This is a genomic window from Rhodococcus sp. T2V, from assembly GCF_029269925.1.
Lineage (GTDB): Bacteria > Actinomycetota > Actinomycetes > Mycobacteriales > Mycobacteriaceae > Rhodococcus_F > Rhodococcus_F koreensis.
This window is the reverse complement of sequence record NZ_JARJBD010000108.1, coordinates 12,559-31,632: the sequence shown is the minus strand read 5'-3', so window position 1 is coordinate 31,632 and position 19,074 is coordinate 12,559. Positions and strand designations below refer to the sequence as shown.

Here is a 19,074-nt window from a genome sequence, read left to right as displayed (position 1 = left end):
CTCAACACGCACGACGCGACACGAAAACTCGGCTACCTAGGAAACTCACGCTAGCTGGAATCGGATACTCGGGTAGCGGGCGAGGGTACCGCCGGCGATGAGAAGCGTCGCCGCGCGAGTGGTGTCGAAAGTAAATTCTTCGAGGAAGTTCGGCAGGGGCAGTTCAGGTTTCGCGTCGGCGGGAATTGCCGCGGGGTGGACGAACACATATGCCGAACGGGCATTGAGGGCGAGCATCAGTGGTTTCAAGCGGGGATCGCCGAGGTAGGCTCCGTCGTAGGCCGAGAGTAAGACAACGCCGTCGAGGTGGAGGGTGTCGAGCGCGTACTCGAGTTCCCGGAGCGCGGTGGGGATGTCGTGCATTGGTAGAACGGCGAGGCCGCCGAATCGGGTGGGATACCGCGTGAACAGATCGGCGGCGTAGGTGTTGCAGTAGCGCGCCATCTCTGCCGCTTCTGTGCCTGAGAGGAATTCGACCCCGGGGTCCGAGACCGACAGTGCCTGCGCCTGGATTCCGTAGCGGTCCATGAAGTCTATTGCCGATTCGGGGGACCAGTCGGGGGTGGGGTATCCACCGATGGTGAAGTGTCCATGCGCCAGGAGCGATGCGCGATACTCGGGAGGAAGGAAGTGCGCGTGCATGTCGATGCGGTAGGTCCCGGTGGGGGCCGCTTCTTGGCGGTGCGCGGCGGGCCCGGCCGCTGCAACGGCGGTGGGAGCGATGGCGGCGGCCGCGCTTGCGGCGGCAATACCACCGAGGAGCTTGCGGCGGCTCAGCAGAGTGTCATTGGTCATAGGCGGTTGTTCTGTCACAGGTTCCTTCTCGAATGTGTGTGGCCTCGGCAGCTGGTTGGTGACCGGTTTGTTCAGTCGTCTTGGATGCCGGTGCCGCTGAGGGCCGGGACGGTGTCCTCGCGTCGGACCACGGACCTGGCGCCGAGCTTGAATTGGGCGAGTTTGTCGATGATCGTCTGACCGACAGGTGTGTGCCCCCAGATGCTGATGCCCTGGTGGGTGGTGGGTTCCCAGGTCTCTTCATCGATGGTGATCGGGTTCCAGCCGACCTCCCATTCGAAACCGGAGGGAGTCATGGCGTAGTAGGACAGCTCGCGGTCGTTGGTGTGCTGCCCGACGCCGAGGGCCATGTCGAAACCCAATTCCTTGACGCGCAGATAGGAATTGGTCATGTCGTCGAGTTCGGCGACCTGAATGTTGAGGTGCTGCACGCGGGTGCGGATCGGGTTGACGGGCAGCCTCTGCACGGCGGCGATCGCCACGGAATGGTGGCGTTCGTTGACCCGGAGAAACCGGATCTTGAGCTTCACGCCACTGATGGTCTCGTCGATGTAGTCGGTGAGGCGAGCGTCGAAGACGGTGTCGTAGTAGCCGCGAACCTGGTGCGGCTTCTTCGAGGTGATGGCGACGTGCCCCATGCCGGCGTCGCCGGTGACGAATCCGGTGTTGTGCATGTGGAGGGGCATCGGCCCGGTGTGGGCCTTGGTGTAGATCTCCTGGGTCAGTCCGTTGGGTCCGGGGAACCGCAGCAGCCGTTCGACACCGCGCAGAGCTGCTTCTTCCTCGGTGCCCCAGGTGACGGGAACCCCGTGCCCGGTGACCCGCGCCACGATCCGGTCGAAGGAGGTGTGGTCGTCGAGGTGCCAACCCAGTGCGGTGACGTCCTCGGCGGGACCACGCCTGAGCAGGAAACGGCATTCGTTCTCGTCGAGCCGGAAACGCATCGCGTCGGAGGTGAGGTCGTCGAGGTGCATTCCGATCGCGTCCCTGCCGAAACGCCGCCAGTCGGCGAACTTCTCGGTCTCGACGACGATGTAGCCGAGGTGAACGTTTCCGAACACGGATGGTGACGTCAAAGGGTTAGGCATGGTCGACTCCTCGTCGAGGGGATGGTCAGGCGCTCAGGAAGCGGTGGGTGATTTCGTTGAACAGGTCGGCGCGTTCCCACTGCACCCAGTGCCCGGTCTCGGAGGTCACCACCAGTTCGCAGTGCGGCATCGTCTCGACGAGCATCCGACCGCCACTGGGTTTGTTGACCTTGTCCCGGGCGCCCCACACGACCAGGGTGGGTGTCTGCAGTGTGGACAGCCGCTTGTCGCGGGTGAAGTCCATCCGCCACAGGGTCCGCAGCGCGTGGGGGCCGGACGGGCGCCGCAGCGGTGGGTCGGCGACGACGTCCGGGTCGACACTCGACTCGTAGCGGGTGTCGATGACGTCCTCGGGGACGGCGCTGCCGTCGAACACCAGGTACTCGCGGATGAACGTCGCGAGCTTGTCGCGCGACGGGCCGGATCCGCTGTAATAGGACAGCAGGTTCTGCAAACCCGGGGTGGGGAGTCCGCGGGTGGTGCCGATGCCGCCGGGGCCCATCAGCACCATGCGGTCGACGCGCTCCGGGGTGTCGAGTGCCAGGCGCAGTGCGCAGGCGCCGCCGTAGGAGTTGCCGACGAGATGCGCCTGCTCGATGCCGAGCCGGTCGAGGAGCCCGCGGATCGAGTCTGCGAGGTATCCGAACGGATCGTTCTGGTCGATGCCTTTGGTGGAGCGGCCGTAGCCGGGCAGGTCCGGTACGACGACCCGGAAATGCTTCGCGAGTTCGTCGATGTTGCGGGAGTAGTTCGATACTCCCGACGCTCCGGGGCCACCGCCGTGCAGCAGGAGAACGGTAGGGCCCTCACCGGTTTCGGCGACGAAGATGTCCTTGCCGTTCACCCGGTAGGTGGTGGTCGTCATGGATTCGGTGTTCACGGGGCAGTCCTCGGGTTGATGGATGGACGTGGTCGGGAGCGGACGGTGAGGCCGGCGGGCGGTGGCGGCAGCGGGTCGCGGGGGACTTCGGCCGCGTAGACGAAGGCGTCGGGCCGCAGCGCCACGGCGGTGACGCCCTTCTTCCGCATCCAGGCGATGAGAAGTCCGTCGGTGTCGACCACCGCGTTCGGTCCGCACGGCGCGCAGGCCGGTTTCACCTCGATGAGGGGAACGCCCACCGTGCGCCACGGGCGCCACTCTCGGGCCGGACCGAGGTGCACGATCGCCCACTGCCCACCGATCACGTCGTCGAGGCGTTCCCGGTTGCTTTCCTCGTCGAGAACCCACGGCTGCGGAATCTGCCACCCGACCGCCGCGTTCGCCGAGTTCGCGAGGAACCCCGCGGGGTAGCGCGCGTCGGGAATCCAACGGCGATCACGCAGCCACTCGGGGAAGCGGGGAACCTTCATCGCGGCGCGAAAGAAGTGATTGCGCAGCGCCGCAACGGCGGGCCGGCGTTCGGTGATGAGCCGGCCGGTCTTGACCGCCCGGTTGGTCACTTCCCGCACGTGCGGCATGCGCTCGGTCTGATAGGAGTCGAGGACCGATTCGGGCAGCGAACCGGACAGCACGGCACCGAGTTTCCAGCAGAGGTTCGCTGCGTCGCGTACCCCGGCCGACATGCCCTGCCCGATCCACGGCGGCATGGCGTGGGCGGCGTCGCCGGCGAGAAACACGCGGCCGACTCGCCACCGGTCGGCGAAGCGCACGTGGTGGCTGTAGACGACGGCGCGCAGGATCTTCACGTCGTTGCTCGTGATGCCCTGGTTGTGGAGTATCCGCCAGATCGCGGCGTCGGTGACCAGTTCCTTCTCGTCCTCGCCGTCGCGGACGGGGAACTCCCAGCGGTGGTGGCCGAGCGGTGTCGGGCAGTCGACGGTCGGTCGGGCGGGGTTGCAGTGGAAGCGGAGTCGGTCGTGGCCGTCCCATTCGCGGATCACTTCGGTGTCGATGACCACCCACCGCTCGCCGTACGTCTTGCCCTCGTAACCGATGCCGAGCTGGGTACGGGTCGGACTCGAACCACCGTCCGCGGCGATCACATACGACGCGCGGACGCGCTTGAACACATCCTGTCGAAGGTCGGCGAGCATCAATTCGACGTCCGTGCCGGTCTGGAGAACGCGCAGACACTCGTGCTCGAGGAGTATCTCCACGTCGGGAAGGCGATCGACCCCGTCACGCAAGACTTGTTCGACCGCAGGCTGGTAGATGAATTGCTGCGGCGGATGCCCCGACCCGCGTGAAATCGGCTTCATCTCGGCGAACGACGTGCCGTCCGCGTCGACGAAGGCAACCGGTTTGTCCGCGAGCATGTCCGCGGTGAGGCGATCCGCCAGACCGACGTGCTGCCAGATCCGCAACACTTCCTCGTCGGTGGAGATGGCGCGAGCACGGGAATAGATGTCCGAGTCCCGTTCGACGACAAGCACTCTGAGGCCCATATGGCCGAGGATGTTGGCGGCCGTCACGCCGGTGGGGCCGTAGCCGATGACGGCGACGTCATAGGTCGGTTGGTCGGTCACGTCGAGACCTCTCGTGGGGTCGATGGTGGCTGAAGGGCCGGAAGGGCCGGAGCCGAGCGTGGGGTTGTTCCCGTAGTGATCACTACAGTAAGGTGGGAGTAGGTGAGAGTCAACACACCGCGAACCCGAGGAGGAAATCGTGACCGACGAGACGAAGCCTCGCCGTCGCCGCGCCAACGGTGAGGAATCACGCCTGAAAATCCTCGACGCGGCCGTGGAAGTGGCCACCGAACGCGGCTACGACGGCACCAGCATTGCGCTGGTCAGCAAGAAGAGCGGACTGCCCGCGAGTTCGATCTACTGGCATTTCAAGGACAAAGACGAACTGATCGCCGCAGTCATCGAGCGCAGCTTCGGAACCTGGCTCACCGCGTGGTCCGTGCCGGACGGAGACAGCCCGCGCGAGCGACTCTCGGCCCTGGCAACGCAGGTCGCCAAGGCGCTGCTGGACTCACCGGACTTCCTACGACTCGGTCTGATGCTCACCCTCGAGCACAGACCCGTCGAAGCGAAAGCCCGGACAGTGTTCCTCGCGGTGCGGGAGGACGCACAGCGCCGCATCGCCCGGACAGTACGTGAGTTCGCCCCTGACCTGGCAGAGCATTCGATCCAGCTGCTGACCACGTATTCGATGGCCGCGGCGGACGGGCTGTTCATCGCCAAGGAAATCGGCGGCGACAGCATCGACCTTCTCGAATTGTTCGAACTGCACGCGCACCTCCTCTACGACGCGGCGGTTCGCCTGACCGCATCGGAAGGAACCACCTGATCCTCGCCGGCGCCTACGCCGTTGAGCAGGTCAACTTTGCTCGAAGCCCCACCGGAAGGCGAAAACGGCAACGCTCGGGTTCACCACGCATCACACGCCACGACCGACTAGGACCACCATGATTCCCCAACGTATCGACCTGCACCAGCACGTTGTTCCTCCCGACTACCGCAAGTGGCTCAACTCCCACAACGTCGGCCGCGCCGGAGGTATCGATGTGCCGCACTGGACCATTGACGGTGCGCTCGAGGTCGCTGAGCAGTTCGGGATCACTCGCTCCGTCCTGTCGGTGTCGACCCCGGGCGTGCACCTCGGAGACGACGCCGAGGCACGCACCATGTCCCGAGTGGTCAACGACTACACCGCTGAGGTCGTACAGGCGCACCCGGACCGGTTCGGCTTCTTCGCCACACTGACACTGCCCGACGTGGAGGGGGCGATCGTCGAGGCCGAGCGCGCGCTGTCGACCCTGCATGCCGACGGAGTGATCCTGCTCGCCAATTCTTGCGGCCAGTACCTGGGCGATCCGGCATTCGATCCGCTGATGGAAATACTCGACCTGCACCACGCGATCGTGCTCGTCCACCCCGGTGAACTCCCGGGACCGTCGGTCGACGGCATCCCGTCCTTCGCGATGGACTTCCTGCTCGACACCACCCGCGCCGCGTTCAACCTCGTCAAGAACAACGTCCTTCGCCGCTACCCGAATCTACGGTTCATCCTCTCGCACGCCGGTGGTTTCCTTCCTTACGCATCCCACCGGATTTCACTGGCAATGGTCGCCACCGGCGCTCGCGATCCGTTCGAGGCACTGCGCGACTTCGCCGACTTCTACTACGACACGGCTCTGTCCGGCAGTCCCGCCGCCCTGCCCAGCCTGCTCGCCTTCGCGCAACCGGGCCGTGTGCTGTACGGCAGCGACTGGCCGTTCGCACCCGCGATGGCCGGCGCCTACTTCAATAGTCTGCTCGACAGCAACGAAACCCTCGACCAGCACACCCGAGACGCGATTAACAGCACCAGTGCCGAAGCTCTGTTTGCGCATACTGAACCCGCTGGTGTTCGCTGAGGGACCATCGAGATGCCGGTGGATCTGGATCTGGCGCGTGGGTCTGATTGACCGTTCAGGGTGAGCCGCCTCCGAGCGCGGCTGTCGACCCTTTCAAGCGCGCCCGCTCCGGTGGTCCGTCCGGACGCGTATCGGATGTGACAGTTCGGGATCAGTATCCGAATGCCTGGATACGGGATCGAATCAGTAGCGCGCGCTGGCACTTCCGTGCCGCACACGCCGCCCTCACCACCCGTGTAAGTTGAAATTCCAAGGCCAATGGGTGAACACCCGATGGAGCCGATGACGGGAATCGAACCGCGTATTCAGTTTGGGACGTCGGCCGGACCAATTCGGGATGTCCACTGAGGTTTCCGATCGGGCCACCCACCTGCGACAAGGCTACGGACTCGTCCACTGGAATCCGCGGTAATTCAACTGGCGCAGTGACAACGCTGTGACAGCCCGGTCACCCGAGAAGCCCCACCCCCCACAGCTGGTCAATGACATCGATCAGCCAGAACGTAACCGCGGGCGGGAATGGCGACCACATGCTCCAGCTATCTCCTGCCAGATGAATGAAGCTGCCCATTCCAATCTCCTTCTGGGTGCTGCCTACCGGATTCCCATCCACTCGCGGAAGCCGGGGATCGGGATGTACCAAACATGGTCGCCGAGCTGCTGTCAGATCCACATCTGCAGTTGCATGGATTTCGTCCTCTCTGGATCAGTCTCGAAGGGGATGGCGCAGCCGCAGCCGTACCCATTTGTTGACCTCATCGGCGGGGATCCGGATGTACCGGCGTGACCGTCCGATGCGCACGTACGCGATCTCCCCGGACCGATACATGCGCTGGACGGTCTTCTCCGAGACGCTGAGCATCTGTGCGGTGTCTCGCACGGTCAGGAGTAGGGGGAGGCTCATTCTAGACATCGTGCTCGATTAGATTGACGTCCACACCGTTTCGCGTTGGTTGGTCAGTGCTAGGAGGTTTACCACTGCACTGTCGGGTAGAGGAACGGGAACCAGACATACAAGCTTTCGCCGAGTCCGATCATCGGGCACCACCTATCTCGGGGTCGCCCCCGACCTGTGTCGATTATCGGACGTCACCCGGCCCGCGCGGGCGTCTTTTCGCGCATTCCGCCGCCCGTCAGTTCCGCACCGATATCGCCCTCGAGCAAGCGATCGGCGATCGCGACGCACACCCGCCCTGCCGTTCGGGTGGAAGTCGTCGCTCGCGTCGCCGAAGACCGGGAGCCCCTGCAGGGCCGCGGTTCGCGGCGTTGTTGAACAGATCCTGCAGTGGACGGTAGCGGCCGCCGTGCTCGAGGCCACTACTCCTGAATAATCTCGTCATAATCGTTGCTCGACGGGCCGCAAGGTCCCGTGCAGATGACTGCACTCTCAGGTGCGCGGCCGTGATGCGACGCCCTGGACTATGAACCGAAGAGGAAGGGCCCACGAGGTGGTGCGGGGCTGCCGCCGGCCGGAATGGTGACCGGATCGGGCGCGCCGCCGGTGAGCTTGTCGCCCAATCCGGCCGAGAAGGCAATCGGGTCTACTTCGGGATTCGTGCCCGGTGTCGTGCCGTAGACCATGCAGAACAGGTCCGCGCCAGTGTTGTTGGTGATCGTCGTGGTGACAGTACTGCCGGCGGCCGCAGCAAGTACGATGGACGCCGCACCGGGAGTGAAGATGTTCATCAGTGTCTTTTCGTTGTGGCGTGGAACGTGCCGGGTGCACGGTCAGGACCGGGGGCGACAAGAACGCCCCGCCTGCACCAGGGGGTTGGGCTGACGGGGCGCTACTGATGCAGCCAGTCTGGGGGACTGCACCGGTGAGGTTGTCGTCGGTGGCGTTCAGCGTGATACAACCGCCGCCCAGGCGAGGTTGGAATTCTGCCGGCGCGCGGCGATGAACGCTCGAAGATCTGCCGGGATTATGCGATGCTTGCGCGGCGAGAGCACCACCCGAGCGAGTTCGCCCCGGCGCATCATGCCTGCGACGACTCCCGCTGAGAATCCGATGATTTCACCGACCTGGGCGTAGGTCAGGAGCGGCTCATTGTCAGGCATCGTCGCTTCGTCCTGCCTTCGATGGGGCATCCAATGGCGCCCGGGCCATCATGAGAATTCGATCGAGATCCTCGAGGACTGCGTTCCGATTCGCCTCGAGCTGTGGGTCGGGCCCTCCTTGGGGACCGGATGCGCTGCGGGGTGCAGCGACGTAGTTCGTGGGGAGGTGCCGGTCGCAGTGTTCAGCGGGTTCCGGCCTGTGCGTACTCGGCGATCGAGTCGATGTTGGACTGGTCGATGAAGGCGGGTCCGGTCAGGGTCGGTGCACCGCCTCCGATGACGTTCCCGTTGTTCAGGTACAGCCACAGTGAGTCGATCGCGAGGTAGCCCTGGAGGAAGGGTTGCTGGTCGACTGCCCATTGGATGTCTCCGGATTTGATCGCGTCGACCAGTTCGGCGTTCGTGTCGAAGGTGACCACTTTCGCGTCGCTGCCCGCGTTGCTCACCGACTGTACGGCGGTGAGTGCGATCGGTGCCCCCAGCGTGAGGACGCGGTCGATGGCGGGGTCCTGCTGCAGTTTCGCGGTGATGGTGGCTTCGACGGACGGCATGTCCTTGCCGTTGACGTTGAGGATCTCGGTTTGACCGGAGAATCCCTTCGTCGCGCCGGCGCATCGTGCTTCGAGGCCGACGTGGCCTTGCTCCTGGATGACGCAGAGTGTCTTGCGGGCGCCGTCCTCGGTGAGCCGTTGGCCGGCGGCTTCTCCGGCGATTGCCTCGTCCTGCCCGAAGTATTCCTTGACGCCCAGCGGTTTCCAGGCATCGAGGCCGGAGTTGAACGCGACCAACGGTATTCCGGCAGCGTCCGCGCTCGCCGCGGCGGTGCGCATCGCGTCGGGTTTTGCCAGGGTGAGGGCGATGCCGTCGACCTGGCTGTCGATGGCGCTCTGGACGAGGTTGGCCTGATTGGGTGCCTCGGGGTCCGAGGAGTAGCGCAGTTCGATGTTGTCCTTGGCCGCGGCGGTCTCGGCGCCCTTGCGGACCAGGTCCCAGAAGGAGTCTCCGGGCACTTCGTGGGTGATCATGGCGATCGTCGATCGGGGGGTGTCGGCGGATCCTGCCGACATTCCGCTGCCGGACGATTCGGGCTTGCCGCCGGTGGCCGAGCATCCGGCAAGTGCGACGATCACGGCACTCGCACCGGCTACGGCGGTGAACCTGTGTGCGGGTCGTCGCTTTCTCGTCGACGACGCAGCGTTGGACCGGGTCATGGCATTGCTCCTTGTTGTGTTGGGTGTGGCAAGCCGAAAGTCCGATGGGGTCTAGTCCTCGGGGGATTTGATCGCGAGCACGGGTATGGGGACGCTCAGGAGCAGGCGTTGGCTGAGGCTGCCGAGGAGGGCTTTGCCACGGCAAGGTGTTTGGCCTCGGTGACTGCTGCCGTGAAGGCGTGTCTACCCTCCGCGCTGTCGGGTACGGCGACGATGACTGTCATGGCGTCCTTGTCTGTGGGTGCGGGTGTCGGCGGTGGGCCGGGTACTGGGGGGTCAGCGGAACTGGCCTCGGGCAAATTCCTCCTCGAGTTTTTCGAGGGAGCGTCCGCTGGTGTTGGGCAACATCTTCCACAGGAAGACGATGCAGACGAGGCCGAGGACGAAGAACACGAGGTAGGAGCCGGTGAGGCCGGTGATGCTGAGCATGATCGGGAAACCGTAGGTCAGGACGGCGTTGGTCATCCACAGCATCAGCACGGCGACGCCCATTCCGAATCCGCGCATCCGCAGGGGGAACATCTCCGAGAGGCAGACCCAGACCGGGACGTTGAGCATCATCTGCATGGAGAAGACGAACAGGCCGATGATCGCGAGAATGAGGTAGGCCTTGACGGTGCCTTCGGGGAGAAGCATTGCAGCACACACGATCAGGCCGTGGCAGACGGTGGTCGCGATGAATCCGCTGATGATCAGCGTGCGACGGGGGATGCGGTCGATCAGCACCCACAGGCAGATGATCGAGCCGACCACGCCGAGGACTCCGGGGACGGCGGCATTGACGATCAGTGCGGTGTTCGGGTCGAATCCGGCGGTGATCAGCAACTGCTGGCCGTGGTACAACACCGAGTTGATGCCGGTGCACTGCTGGGCGATCGCGAGACCGACGGCGGCGATCAGCAGGCGCCGCACCCACGGGACCGCCAGGTCCACCAGACCTCCGGTCTGGGCTTCCCTTTCCTCCTCGGCGAGATGCTCGACCTCGGCCATCTCCGCGCGCGCCCGGTCCTCGGTGCGCACCTGCATCAGCACCGCCAGCGCGTCGTCGTGCCGCTCCTTCGAGATCAGCCAGCGCGGGGACTCGGGCATCCGCAGCATGCCGAAGAACAAGACGACGGCCGGGATGGCGCAGACGGCCAGCATGTACCGCCACACACCCTCGTGATCGCCCCAGATGTTGGCGATGACCGCGTTGACGACGAATGCGAGCAACTGCCCGAAGACGATCACCAGCTCGTTGCGGCCGCTGAGTGTGCCGCGGCGCTCGGTCGGTGCCAACTCGGCCAGATAGACAGGGACGGTGACCGATGCTCCGCCCACCGCGAGTCCGAGCACGAACCGCGCCGGCAGCATGACTTCGAGGTTCGGGGCGAACACGGCGCCGAAGGTGCCGACGAAGAAGACTACGGCGAGGATGGTCAGGGTCTTCTTACGGCCGATCCGGTCGTTGAGCCGGCCGCAGGCCAGGGCGCCGATCGCGGCGCCGACGAGCAGGACGGCACCGATCAGACCTTCGGTGAACGAGGTGAGTCCGAGATCGTGCGTCATCGGTTCGAGGGCGCCGTTGAGAACGCCCGTGTCGTAGCCGAAAAGCAGCCCGCCGAAGGTGGCGACGACGGCGATCAGGTCGAGGCGACGCTGATGCGGACCCGGCCGCAGCGGCGGTAACGAGACGCTCGCTGATGCGAGTGGTAAGCCATGAGACACAGCGGTTCTCCAGTTTCTGCCCACAGGGCGATGACGATGGGGCGCGACAGCGGCCCTCGCGCGTGGGCGGGAAATACCCGGACGGGCGGGGTGGTGTCAGCGGGCCGGGGCGAAGGCCGCTTCGAACGCGTCGAGTGCGGTGTCCGAGTCGCCTGATGCCCATGCCTCGAGGCCGACGACGCCGGTGTAGCCGATCCGTCTCAGTGCGGACGCGACACCGGCGTAATTGATCTCGCCGGTGCCCGGCTCGCAGCGGCCGGGCACGTCCGCGACCTGAATCTCACCGATGTACGGCAGGGCCTCGGTGACCAGGTCGATCAGGTTTCCCTCGCCGATCTGCGCGTGGTAGAGGTCGAGGTTCAGCCGGAGGTTCGGGTGGTCGACCGCCCGGACCAGGGCGAGGGTGTCGGCCGCGGTGGCGAACGGTGTGCCGGGGTGATCGACCGCGACGTTGAGGTTTTCGAGCACGAACGTGCGGCCCGCGGCGGCGCCGAGTTCGGCCACCGTCTAGAGGGTGTCCGCGGCGGTGAGCCACATCGCGGGGGTCACCACCTGGACCGGCCGAACCGGGAGGCCGCCGTCACCGAGACCGGTTCCGTGCAGGTTGAGCCGCGGGCAGTCGAGACGTTCGGCCACCTCGAGGGACCGGTGCGCGCTGGCGAGCAGCTCCGCTATTCCCTCGGGCTCGGTCAGGTTTCCGGTGAGATAGCCGGTCATGGAGGAGAATTCGGCGCCGGATCCGGCGACGGCGTCGATGTCCTTGCTCGACCAGTCCCAGATCTCCACGAGCAGTCCGCGATCGGCGATCCGCTTGATCCGGTCGAGCACCGGCAGATCGAGGTACAGCATCTCGGCGCAGGCGGCCAGCGCGATCCCGGTCATGCCGGCACCTCCGCGACGAGGTCGGCGATTTCGACGGCGCGGCCGGTGGCAGCGCTGCGGACTGCGGCGAGGGCGACGCTCAGGGCGATGCGGGCGTCGGTGCCGGTCACCGGTGCGGGGGTACCGGTCCGGATCGCGCGGGTGAACGCGACGAATTCGGCGAGGTAGGCGCTGCGCAGCAGGTCGGTGTCGCGGCGGGAGGTGTCGATACCGATCCCTTCCGGTCCGTAGTAGGTCATGTCGCTGGCGCGGACGTTGCCGGCGGTGATCATGCCGCCCGAGCCGAATACCTCCGCGCGCACGTCGTACCCGTAGAGTGCGCTGAAGCTCGCCTCGGCGGTCGCGATCGCCCCGTTGTCGAATTCGATCGTCACGACCGCGGTATCGCGGTGTCCCGCAGCTTTGGCGTCCGGGCGGATCAGGGCGTCGGCGAGTGCGGTCGCCCGGACCGGTCGTGCGCCCGGGTTGAGGAAGCACAATGCGTCGAAATCGTGAATCAGTGTCTCCAAGAAGATGGTTCCTGGCGGAATCCGCGCCGGATCGGCCGAGAACGGGCCGGGATCGCGGGTCACCGATCGCAGCAACTGCGGGGTCCCGACGCGGCCGGCGTCGATCGCAGCGCGAGCGGCGACCCATCCGGGTGCGAACCGTCGGTTGAACCCGACCTGCAGCACCACACCGGCGTCGGCGGCGGCCGTGATCGCCCGGTCCGCCTCGTCGAGGGTCACCGCCATCGGCTTCTCGACGAACACGTGCTTTCCCGCCGCGGCGGCCTGGGTGACGAGGTCCGCGTGCGTGCGGGCGGGGGTGGTGATCAGGACGGCGTCGACGTCCGATCGATCGAGTACCGCCTGAGCCGACCGTTCCACCACGGAGATGTCGAGGTCGTCGGCAAGGCGGTCGGCGTTCGGTGTGGGATCGGCGACGGCGACGAGCGTGGCGCCGGGGACGTGGCGGGCAACGAGTTCAGCGTGGTTCGAGCCGATCCGGCCTGCGCCGATCAACGCCAGACGTACCGGGGTGTTGGTAGACATGTGATGCTCCGAACTGGGGAAATAGGGACTAGTACGTTCTACTAGTACGTTCTAGTCATGAATGTTAGATGGATCACGTCCGGCGGTCAAGGCTCATTGCCGGGGCCGGTGCGACGATCGCGAGGAATGGGGGTGACGATGGCTGCGGTACAGACCGATGACGGTGGTGACCACCGCCTGACCATGGCCGACGTCGCCGCGGCCGCGGGTGTCTCGACGGCTCTGGTGTCGATCGTGATGCGCGAAGTGTCCGGCGCGAGCGGAGCGACGAGGGTGCGGCAGGTCGCGGACGACCTGGGATGCGTGCCCGACTAGGGACGCCCGCGACCTGTCGCGTTGTCGCGCCCGCTTGTCCGGGCGACTTCTCCGCGCGCAGAGATCATTGTGGAACCCGGACACTAAATGGCTAGGGTAGTGTGCCATTAATGGAAAGTTCACTTCGATTCGGGAGATGGAATGCGGATTCTCGTTGCGGGCGGTACCGGCAAGGTCGGCGCGGCCGTCGTGGAAGCGCTGAGGGGTAAGCACGAGGTGCTGGTGGCCTCTCGGACGAGTGCGTATCGGGTGGATGTCGGTGACGGATCATCGATTGATCGCCTGTTCGGGCAGGTCGGCACCGTCGACGCGGTGGTCAGTGTGTTGGGGTCGACGCCGTTTCCGCAGTTCGCTGACCTGACGACCGGCCACTTCCAGGCCGGTATCGCGAACAAGCTGCTCGGGCAGATCGACCTGGTGCTGCGCGGTCTCCCGTTCGTCGCCGACGGCGGATCGTTCACACTGATTTCGGGCGTTCTCGCCCGCGAGCCCATCCGTTCCGGAGCCGTGGCATCGACCGTCAACGGAGGGCTCGAGTCCTTTGTGCGCGCTGCCGCGACGGAACTGCCGCGGGGCATCCGCATCAACGCGGTCAGCCCGACGGTGGTCACAGAAGCCCTCGACGTGTACGGCGATTTCTTTCCCGGATTCGCGCCGGTGCCGGTAGCTGATGTTGCCCGGGCGTTCGTGAAGTCGGTGGACGGTGTTCATACGGGGCGCATCTATGAACTCGACTGAGTTGCGGGCCCGGCGCGTCGCGTCGAATCGCCAAAGGTCGGACGGTTCGCGTGTGAGTGCGGGGCACGGCGGGACGGTGCGAGCCGGTGGGCAATCGATCCACCGACACCTACCGGTCCCGGTGTCCGGCGAAGCCGATCAAGGCAACGCCGAGTGGCAGCAGTTCTCGGCGTGCCGCGGTTCGAATACCGAGTTGTTCTTCCCTCGAGACGGTGAAGCGCACCATGTTCGACTGAGCCGTGAACGATCCGCGAAGAAACTGTGTGACGCCTGCCCGGTGGCGCGGAACTCTCGGTCGGTCTCGCTCTGATCGGCCGGTCGGGGCATTGTTGTATCCAGGGCATCGGTAGCGAGGAGGAAATATGCCGGAACACCGTGAGGTTGCTCTCCTGCCGGTGGCCACCACCACACGTCGCGACGGTGTGATCGCGCAGATCAAACGCGCCATTGTGCTCGGTTCGCTGCATCCCGGGGAGAAGCTCACCGAGGCGCGACTCTCCTCCGAGTTGAACGTGAGTCGTCCGACCGTCCGGGAGGCGCTGAGTCAGCTGGCCCAGGAGGGCCTGCTCGTCCAGGAGCCCTATCGGGGTTTGCGGGTGGCCTCGCTCGACGATGCGGCACTGCTCGATATCGCGGAAACGCGGATGGCGCTCGACATGCAGGCGGTGTCGGCGATCTTGGCCGATGCGTCCGGGCATCGGATGGAACTCGTCCTGCAGGCGTGGCGCGACTTCGAAGCCCGCGCATTCGATCCCGATCCGCTCGCCTATCACGAAGCCCACCTGGCGTTTCATCGGAGTATCTGGGCGGCGTCGGAAAACTACCTGCTGATGCGGCTGTGGCCGGTCACGGAAGCGCATATCACGATTGCGCTGCTGCACGACCAGTACACGCGCGCCGATCCCGCGCGCGCTCACGCGGTGCATGCCGCCTTGATCGAGGCTTTCGAGACCCGTGACCTGGAGCGGATTCGTGCCGCCTTCACGGTGCACACGATCGGCAGTGCGCGCGAGTTGGTCGCTCTGCTGGCCGCGCGTCGCGCCGCGACCTGACGATAGCTCCGTCTCACGCCCGAAAGACGTAACCGATCCCCCGGACGGTGTGGATCGTTCGTCCGGCGCCCGTGGCCTCGAGCTTGTTGCGCAGCGAACTGATGCACACATTCAGAACGTTCGACCGTGTCGCCATCGATGCCGGAATCGCCCAGACGGTACGGAGGAGATCTTCGCGGGAAACGACGCGCTCGACATTCTTGGCGAGGACGACCAGGAGGCCGAACTCCTGTCGGCTCACGTCGACGCATTGGCCGTTGGCGTGAACCGTTCTCGCGGTGAGGCTGATGGTCAACTCGGGGAAGATGAGGTCGTCGATCGGTGCCCAGCGCACGCGACGAAGGACGGCGCGGAACCGTGCTGCGAGTTCGGGCACGGTGCAGGGCATGACCACGTGGTCGTCAGCGCCGGCATCGAGGATGGCGATGCGGTCTGCGCTGGACGCTGTGCTGCTGACGACACAAATTCCGGCAACGATTCCGTCGAGTCGCTGCCGTTGAACCGTGGACGCGATCTTTGCCCCATCGCGTTGGAAATAGGCGATCAAATCGGGGCGCAGTGCGTTGAGCCTGCTCGGTGTCAGGTCGCCCTGGTCGGTGGTGGAAACGCGAAGACCGTGGGCGCCGAGCTTGCTCAGCAGGGTCGGCGATCCGAGGCCCACTAGCAGTACCGAGGGTTGTGTGAGTTCATCTGACGCGAGGCAGGTCACGGATCCGATCCTCTTCGGGAAGCACCAACGGCGATGACATCTGCAGCGGCATGCTGCAACACATCTCGCGAAGAAGGTCTCGGCACAGCACCGCCCAGGGCGGTGAGAAAGGTTCGCCTGCGGTCACGTTCATCTACGAACTCCGGATTGATCGGGGGCGCCGGTGGCGCCCTGGGGACGTGCCAGTCCGTCGGCGACACTTCCCGGCTTCATCGTGACTCCAATTACATCCCATGCTTGCCGTTTTTGGCAAGATTCACTTACCATTAATGGGTCACTTGCTCTCCAGGAGGTATCCATGTCAGAAGATCTCAAGGGCGTCTACTCGGCGGTCGCCACTCCGTTCACTCAGGATCAGCAGCTCGACGAGGCCGGCCTGCGCCGGTTGGTCGACCGCACCATCGAATCCGGGATCCACGGCCTCGTTCCGCTGGGATCGACGGGTGAGTTCTTCGCCCTGAGCCGCGGCGAACGCGAATGCGCGTTGGAGGTGGTGCTCGAGCAGACCGCAGGACGGGTGCCGGTGGTACCGCATACCGGGGCGACCAGCACCGCCGAGGCGATCGCGCTGTCCCGGCACGCGGAGAAGGCGGGTGCGACCGCGCTGATGCTGGTGGCGCCGTACTACGAGCCGTTCAGCATCGACGAGGTCAAGAGCTACTACAAGGACGTCGCCGGATCGGTGTCGATCCCCGTGATGGCCTACAACCTGCCTGCCGCAACCGGAGTGAACCTGACCCCGCAGATCCTCGGTGAATTGATCGACGAGGTTCCCAACGTCAAGTACGTCAAGGACACCAGCGGTGACTTCACCGCCGCGGCGCAGCTCATCCACGAGTTCGGGGACAAGGTCTCGGTGTTCGTGGGCTGGGACACCCTCTTCTACGCCGCCCTGCTCGAGGGTGCCGCCGGCTCGGTCATCGGCGCGGCGAACGTGGTGCCACGTCAGCTGGTCGATGTGTACGACGCCATCGCGGCGAGCGACCTCGAGCTTGCCCGCAAGCTGTGGGCCAAGCTGTTCCCGGTGATGAGCACCCTCGTCAGCGGTGGATACACCGCGGCCGTCAAGGCTGGGATGGAGCTGGTCGGTCACCCCGCCGGCCCGCAGCGGGCGCCCGGTGCCGCCCTGACCGGCCCGCGCCTCCGCGAGCTCGAAAAGGCCCTCGCGGTACTGTAAACGGGGACGCACCGTCCCGCCGATATCGACGATCGCCGGCTCCGACACGGGGCCGGCGATCATCGTTGTGGTCGGGCTTTTTCGACTCGGGAAGTCGCATCAGCCACGCCGAGACCGGCAGATGAAGGGCGTCCTCTCGGCCGCGCCGCAGCTGGATCACGCTGTCGGCGATCAGGTCTCGCACAGCCATACCGACTGGAACCGAGTGTGTTCCTCGATCATCGGGCGCGGGACGGGACCGTCGATGACGAGGTGCGTCCAACCATCGCCGCGGGACCAGTGATGCGCAATGTGCGTCGCGCGAGCCCGCGCCGCGGGTGCTCGACCTGCCGGCCTCGCAATAGCTCCCCCCGGGCGGTGCGTCAAGAGGTGTGCGCTGACGCACGGCAGAACGGCGGGGGACGAAGTCGTGACTTCGTCCCCCGCCGTTCGGATTTCGGACTAGTAGCCGTCGCGGTCCGGTCTCATGCGCGACCGGCGCGGAGCCGTTCGGCGACCTCGATGGCATCACCCTCGGGTGCGGTGGAGTCGGCGCCCGGCTTTGCGATCACCAGGTAGACGAACCCGGCGACGGTGATGATGGAGAACCCGATCAGTGCGATCCAGCGGTCGACGAACGGTAGGCTCTCGTCGCCGCTGGGCCGGGCCAGGATGATCATGGCGATGATGCCGTAGACCAGGGCGGCGATGTTGACGGCGATGCCCAGTTTGCCGAGGGTCCACGGTCCGCCGGGCTTCCAGCCCTTGAATCGCATCCGTAGCGCGGCCAGGACCACCATCTGGAAGGCGAAGTAGGCGGCGATGACCTGGAACGCGGCGATCCGGAACAGGGAGTCGGGGAAGAAGTACACGAAGACGGTGAGCAGCACCGGTGCAACGTTGATTCCCAGCAGCGCGTTGACCGGGATGTGGTTCGAGGAGGTGCGGGCGAAGAAGTGGCTGCCGGGGAACATGTCGTCGCGGGCGAACGAGTACACCAGGCGGCTGACGGCGGTCTGCTGGCCCATCACACCGGCCAGGAACGAGGTCAGTGCGATGACGAGGAACGCTTTGGATCCGACCGTGCCGAGGCTGCCCTGCAGGATCGTCGGGATGGGGTTGGCGTCCTCCCCGGCCACGACGGCCGCCAGATCCGGGCAGGCGAGGACGAATCCGGAGAATGCGAGCAGGGCGGCACCGCCGCCGACGAGAACCGTCAACGCCATCGCGCGCGGGATGGCGCGGGCCGGGTTCGGGGTCTCCTCGGCGACCTCGCCGCAGGCCTCGAAGCCGTAGAACATGTACAGGCCCACCAGTGATGCTCCGATGAAGGCGTAGATGTAGCTCTGCCCGCCACCGGCGCCCATGGTGTCGAAGAAGACCGAAAAGGGCTGCTTGCGCTGGAAGATGAGCAGGTACAGGCCGATCGCGACGACGCCGATGAGCTCGGCGGTCAGGCCGACGACGGAGATCCGGGCGAGGGTCTTGGTGCCGGTGAGATTGAACAGCAGGCAGACGGTCAGCACCGACAGGGTGATGATCAGTTTCTGCAGCCCGGTGGCCGAGACCGACGGCTCGTCCGCGGTGCCGAACAGCAAGCTTGCGATGAAGTCGGAGCTGAACATGGCGGTGGTGGTGATGCCGATGGTGATGGCGCAGATGTAGATCCACGACATCAGCCAGGCGTACTGGCCGTTCCAGAGCCGGCGCGCCCATTGATACAGGCCGCCCGCGAGCGGGAACTGGGAGACGATCTCGCCGAAGACCAGTGCGACCAGCAGTTGTCCGAAGCCGACGATGAAGATCCAGAACACCGCCGGCGGTCCGGCGGTGGAGATTCCCAGCGCGAAGATCGAGACCACGCCGACCATCGGGGACAGGTAGATGAAGCCGAGGGCGAAGTTCGCCCACAGGTTCATCTTGCGCTCGAACTTCGGTTCGTAACCGAGGGCGCGGAGATGCTCGTCATCTCCATGGGGGGCGACTTCGCGGCTGTTGCCCGTATCGCGCGTCTCTAGCATGTTT

Annotated in this window: 19 protein-coding genes and 2 pseudogenes; 7 read left to right on the top strand and 14 right to left on the bottom strand. The window is 65.5% G+C overall.

Annotated features, from left to right (window positions below):
• Window positions 1–45: 45 nt before the first annotated feature.
• From P3H15_RS45990 to P3H15_RS45975, 4 genes are all read right to left on the bottom strand, one after another.
• Window positions 46–795: an amidohydrolase family protein gene (locus P3H15_RS45990; RefSeq protein WP_276143412.1), complete on the bottom strand. Its 750-nt coding sequence runs from the start codon at window positions 793–795 to the stop codon at window positions 46–48.
• 71 nt (window positions 796–866) lie between these two features.
• On the bottom strand, window positions 867–1,883 hold the full coding sequence (locus tag P3H15_RS45985) for a VOC family protein (RefSeq protein ID WP_276143411.1): 1,017 nt from the start codon (window positions 1,881–1,883) through the stop codon (window positions 867–869).
• A 25-nt stretch (window positions 1,884–1,908) separates the two neighbouring features.
• A complete protein-coding gene (locus P3H15_RS45980; protein WP_276143413.1) occupies window positions 1,909–2,748 on the bottom strand; it encodes an alpha/beta fold hydrolase in 840 nt (279 codons plus the stop codon).
• A gap of 11 nt (window positions 2,749–2,759) precedes the next feature.
• The gene (locus tag P3H15_RS45975; protein ID WP_276143410.1) at window positions 2,760–4,349 is read right to left on the bottom strand and encodes a bifunctional 3-(3-hydroxy-phenyl)propionate/3-hydroxycinnamic acid hydroxylase; all 1,590 of its coding nucleotides are present in this window, start codon (window positions 4,347–4,349) and stop codon (window positions 2,760–2,762) included.
• Between the two features lie 139 nt (window positions 4,350–4,488).
• Between P3H15_RS45975 and P3H15_RS45970 the strand changes: the two genes are divergently transcribed.
• Together P3H15_RS45970 and P3H15_RS45965 are read left to right on the top strand one after the other, a co-directional pair.
• Window positions 4,489–5,118, top strand: a complete 630-nt coding sequence (locus P3H15_RS45970; protein ID WP_276143409.1) for a TetR/AcrR family transcriptional regulator — start codon at window positions 4,489–4,491, stop codon at window positions 5,116–5,118.
• A 118-nt stretch (window positions 5,119–5,236) separates the two neighbouring features.
• On the top strand, window positions 5,237–6,187 hold the full coding sequence (locus P3H15_RS45965) for an amidohydrolase family protein (RefSeq protein WP_276143408.1): 951 nt from the start codon (window positions 5,237–5,239) through the stop codon (window positions 6,185–6,187).
• Between the two features lie 448 nt (window positions 6,188–6,635).
• On the opposite strand, the gene P3H15_RS45960 is transcribed toward P3H15_RS45965, so the two are convergent.
• The 8 genes and pseudogenes from P3H15_RS45960 to P3H15_RS45925 all read right to left on the bottom strand — a co-directional run bounded on the left by P3H15_RS45960 (window position 6,636) and on the right by P3H15_RS45925 (window position 13,079).
• Window positions 6,636–6,758, bottom strand: a complete 123-nt coding sequence (locus P3H15_RS45960) for a hypothetical protein (RefSeq protein WP_276143407.1) — start codon at window positions 6,756–6,758, stop codon at window positions 6,636–6,638.
• Between the two features lie 135 nt (window positions 6,759–6,893).
• Complete coding sequence (locus P3H15_RS45955) at window positions 6,894–7,091, bottom strand: helix-turn-helix domain-containing protein (protein ID WP_276143406.1); 198 nt, start codon at window positions 7,089–7,091, stop codon at window positions 6,894–6,896.
• A gap of 515 nt (window positions 7,092–7,606) precedes the next feature.
• Window positions 7,607–7,873 carry a hypothetical protein gene (locus tag P3H15_RS45950; protein WP_276143405.1) on the bottom strand — a complete coding sequence of 89 codons (267 nt, stop codon included), beginning with the start codon at window positions 7,871–7,873 and terminating at the stop codon, window positions 7,607–7,609.
• Between the two features lie 156 nt (window positions 7,874–8,029).
• Entirely contained in the window at window positions 8,030–8,245 is a 216-nt protein-coding gene (locus tag P3H15_RS45945) for a hypothetical protein (RefSeq protein ID WP_276143404.1), read from the bottom strand.
• Window positions 8,246–8,427: 182 nt separating this feature from the next.
• Window positions 8,428–9,456 (bottom strand): substrate-binding domain-containing protein, encoded by a 1,029-nt coding sequence (locus P3H15_RS45940; RefSeq protein ID WP_276143403.1) that lies wholly within the window; start codon window positions 9,454–9,456, stop codon window positions 8,428–8,430.
• 276 nt (window positions 9,457–9,732) lie between these two features.
• Window positions 9,733–11,163, bottom strand: a complete 1,431-nt coding sequence (locus P3H15_RS45935; protein ID WP_276143402.1) for a sugar porter family MFS transporter — start codon at window positions 11,161–11,163, stop codon at window positions 9,733–9,735.
• 96 nt (window positions 11,164–11,259) lie between these two features.
• Window positions 11,260–12,045 (bottom strand): annotated as a pseudogene (locus P3H15_RS45930) (TIM barrel protein).
• Entirely contained in the window at window positions 12,042–13,079 is a 1,038-nt protein-coding gene (locus P3H15_RS45925; protein ID WP_276143401.1) for a Gfo/Idh/MocA family oxidoreductase, read from the bottom strand. Before P3H15_RS45925 ends, P3H15_RS45930 begins: the two are co-directional and overlap by 4 nt.
• 138 nt (window positions 13,080–13,217) lie before the next feature.
• On the opposite strand from P3H15_RS45925, the pseudogene P3H15_RS45920 reads away from it, so the two are divergent.
• From P3H15_RS45920 to P3H15_RS45905, 4 genes and pseudogenes are all read left to right on the top strand, one after another.
• A pseudogene (locus P3H15_RS45920) lies at window positions 13,218–13,391 on the top strand (LacI family DNA-binding transcriptional regulator); the annotation flags it as partial.
• Between the two features lie 144 nt (window positions 13,392–13,535).
• Entirely contained in the window at window positions 13,536–14,132 is a 597-nt protein-coding gene (locus P3H15_RS45915; RefSeq protein WP_276143400.1) for a short chain dehydrogenase, read from the top strand.
• Window positions 14,119–14,442: a WhiB family transcriptional regulator gene (locus P3H15_RS45910; RefSeq protein ID WP_276143399.1), complete on the top strand. Its 324-nt coding sequence runs from the start codon at window positions 14,119–14,121 to the stop codon at window positions 14,440–14,442. Before P3H15_RS45915 ends, P3H15_RS45910 begins: the two co-directional genes overlap by 14 nt.
• A gap of 52 nt (window positions 14,443–14,494) precedes the next feature.
• Window positions 14,495–15,184 (top strand): GntR family transcriptional regulator, encoded by a 690-nt coding sequence (locus P3H15_RS45905; protein ID WP_276143398.1) that lies wholly within the window; start codon window positions 14,495–14,497, stop codon window positions 15,182–15,184.
• Between the two features lie 13 nt (window positions 15,185–15,197).
• Here the strand turns inward: P3H15_RS45905 and P3H15_RS45900 are convergent, their stop codons facing one another.
• Window positions 15,198–15,893: a response regulator transcription factor gene (locus P3H15_RS45900; protein ID WP_276143397.1), complete on the bottom strand. Its 696-nt coding sequence runs from the start codon at window positions 15,891–15,893 to the stop codon at window positions 15,198–15,200.
• A gap of 298 nt (window positions 15,894–16,191) precedes the next feature.
• Between P3H15_RS45900 and P3H15_RS45895 the strand changes: the two genes are divergently transcribed.
• Entirely contained in the window at window positions 16,192–17,070 is an 879-nt protein-coding gene (locus P3H15_RS45895; protein WP_276143396.1) for a dihydrodipicolinate synthase family protein, read from the top strand.
• A gap of 464 nt (window positions 17,071–17,534) precedes the next feature.
• Here P3H15_RS45895 and P3H15_RS45890 read toward each other — a convergent pair whose 3' ends face one another.
• A complete protein-coding gene (locus P3H15_RS45890; protein ID WP_276143395.1) occupies window positions 17,535–19,070 on the bottom strand; it encodes an APC family permease in 1,536 nt (511 codons plus the stop codon).
• Window positions 19,071–19,074 lie beyond the last annotated feature (4 nt).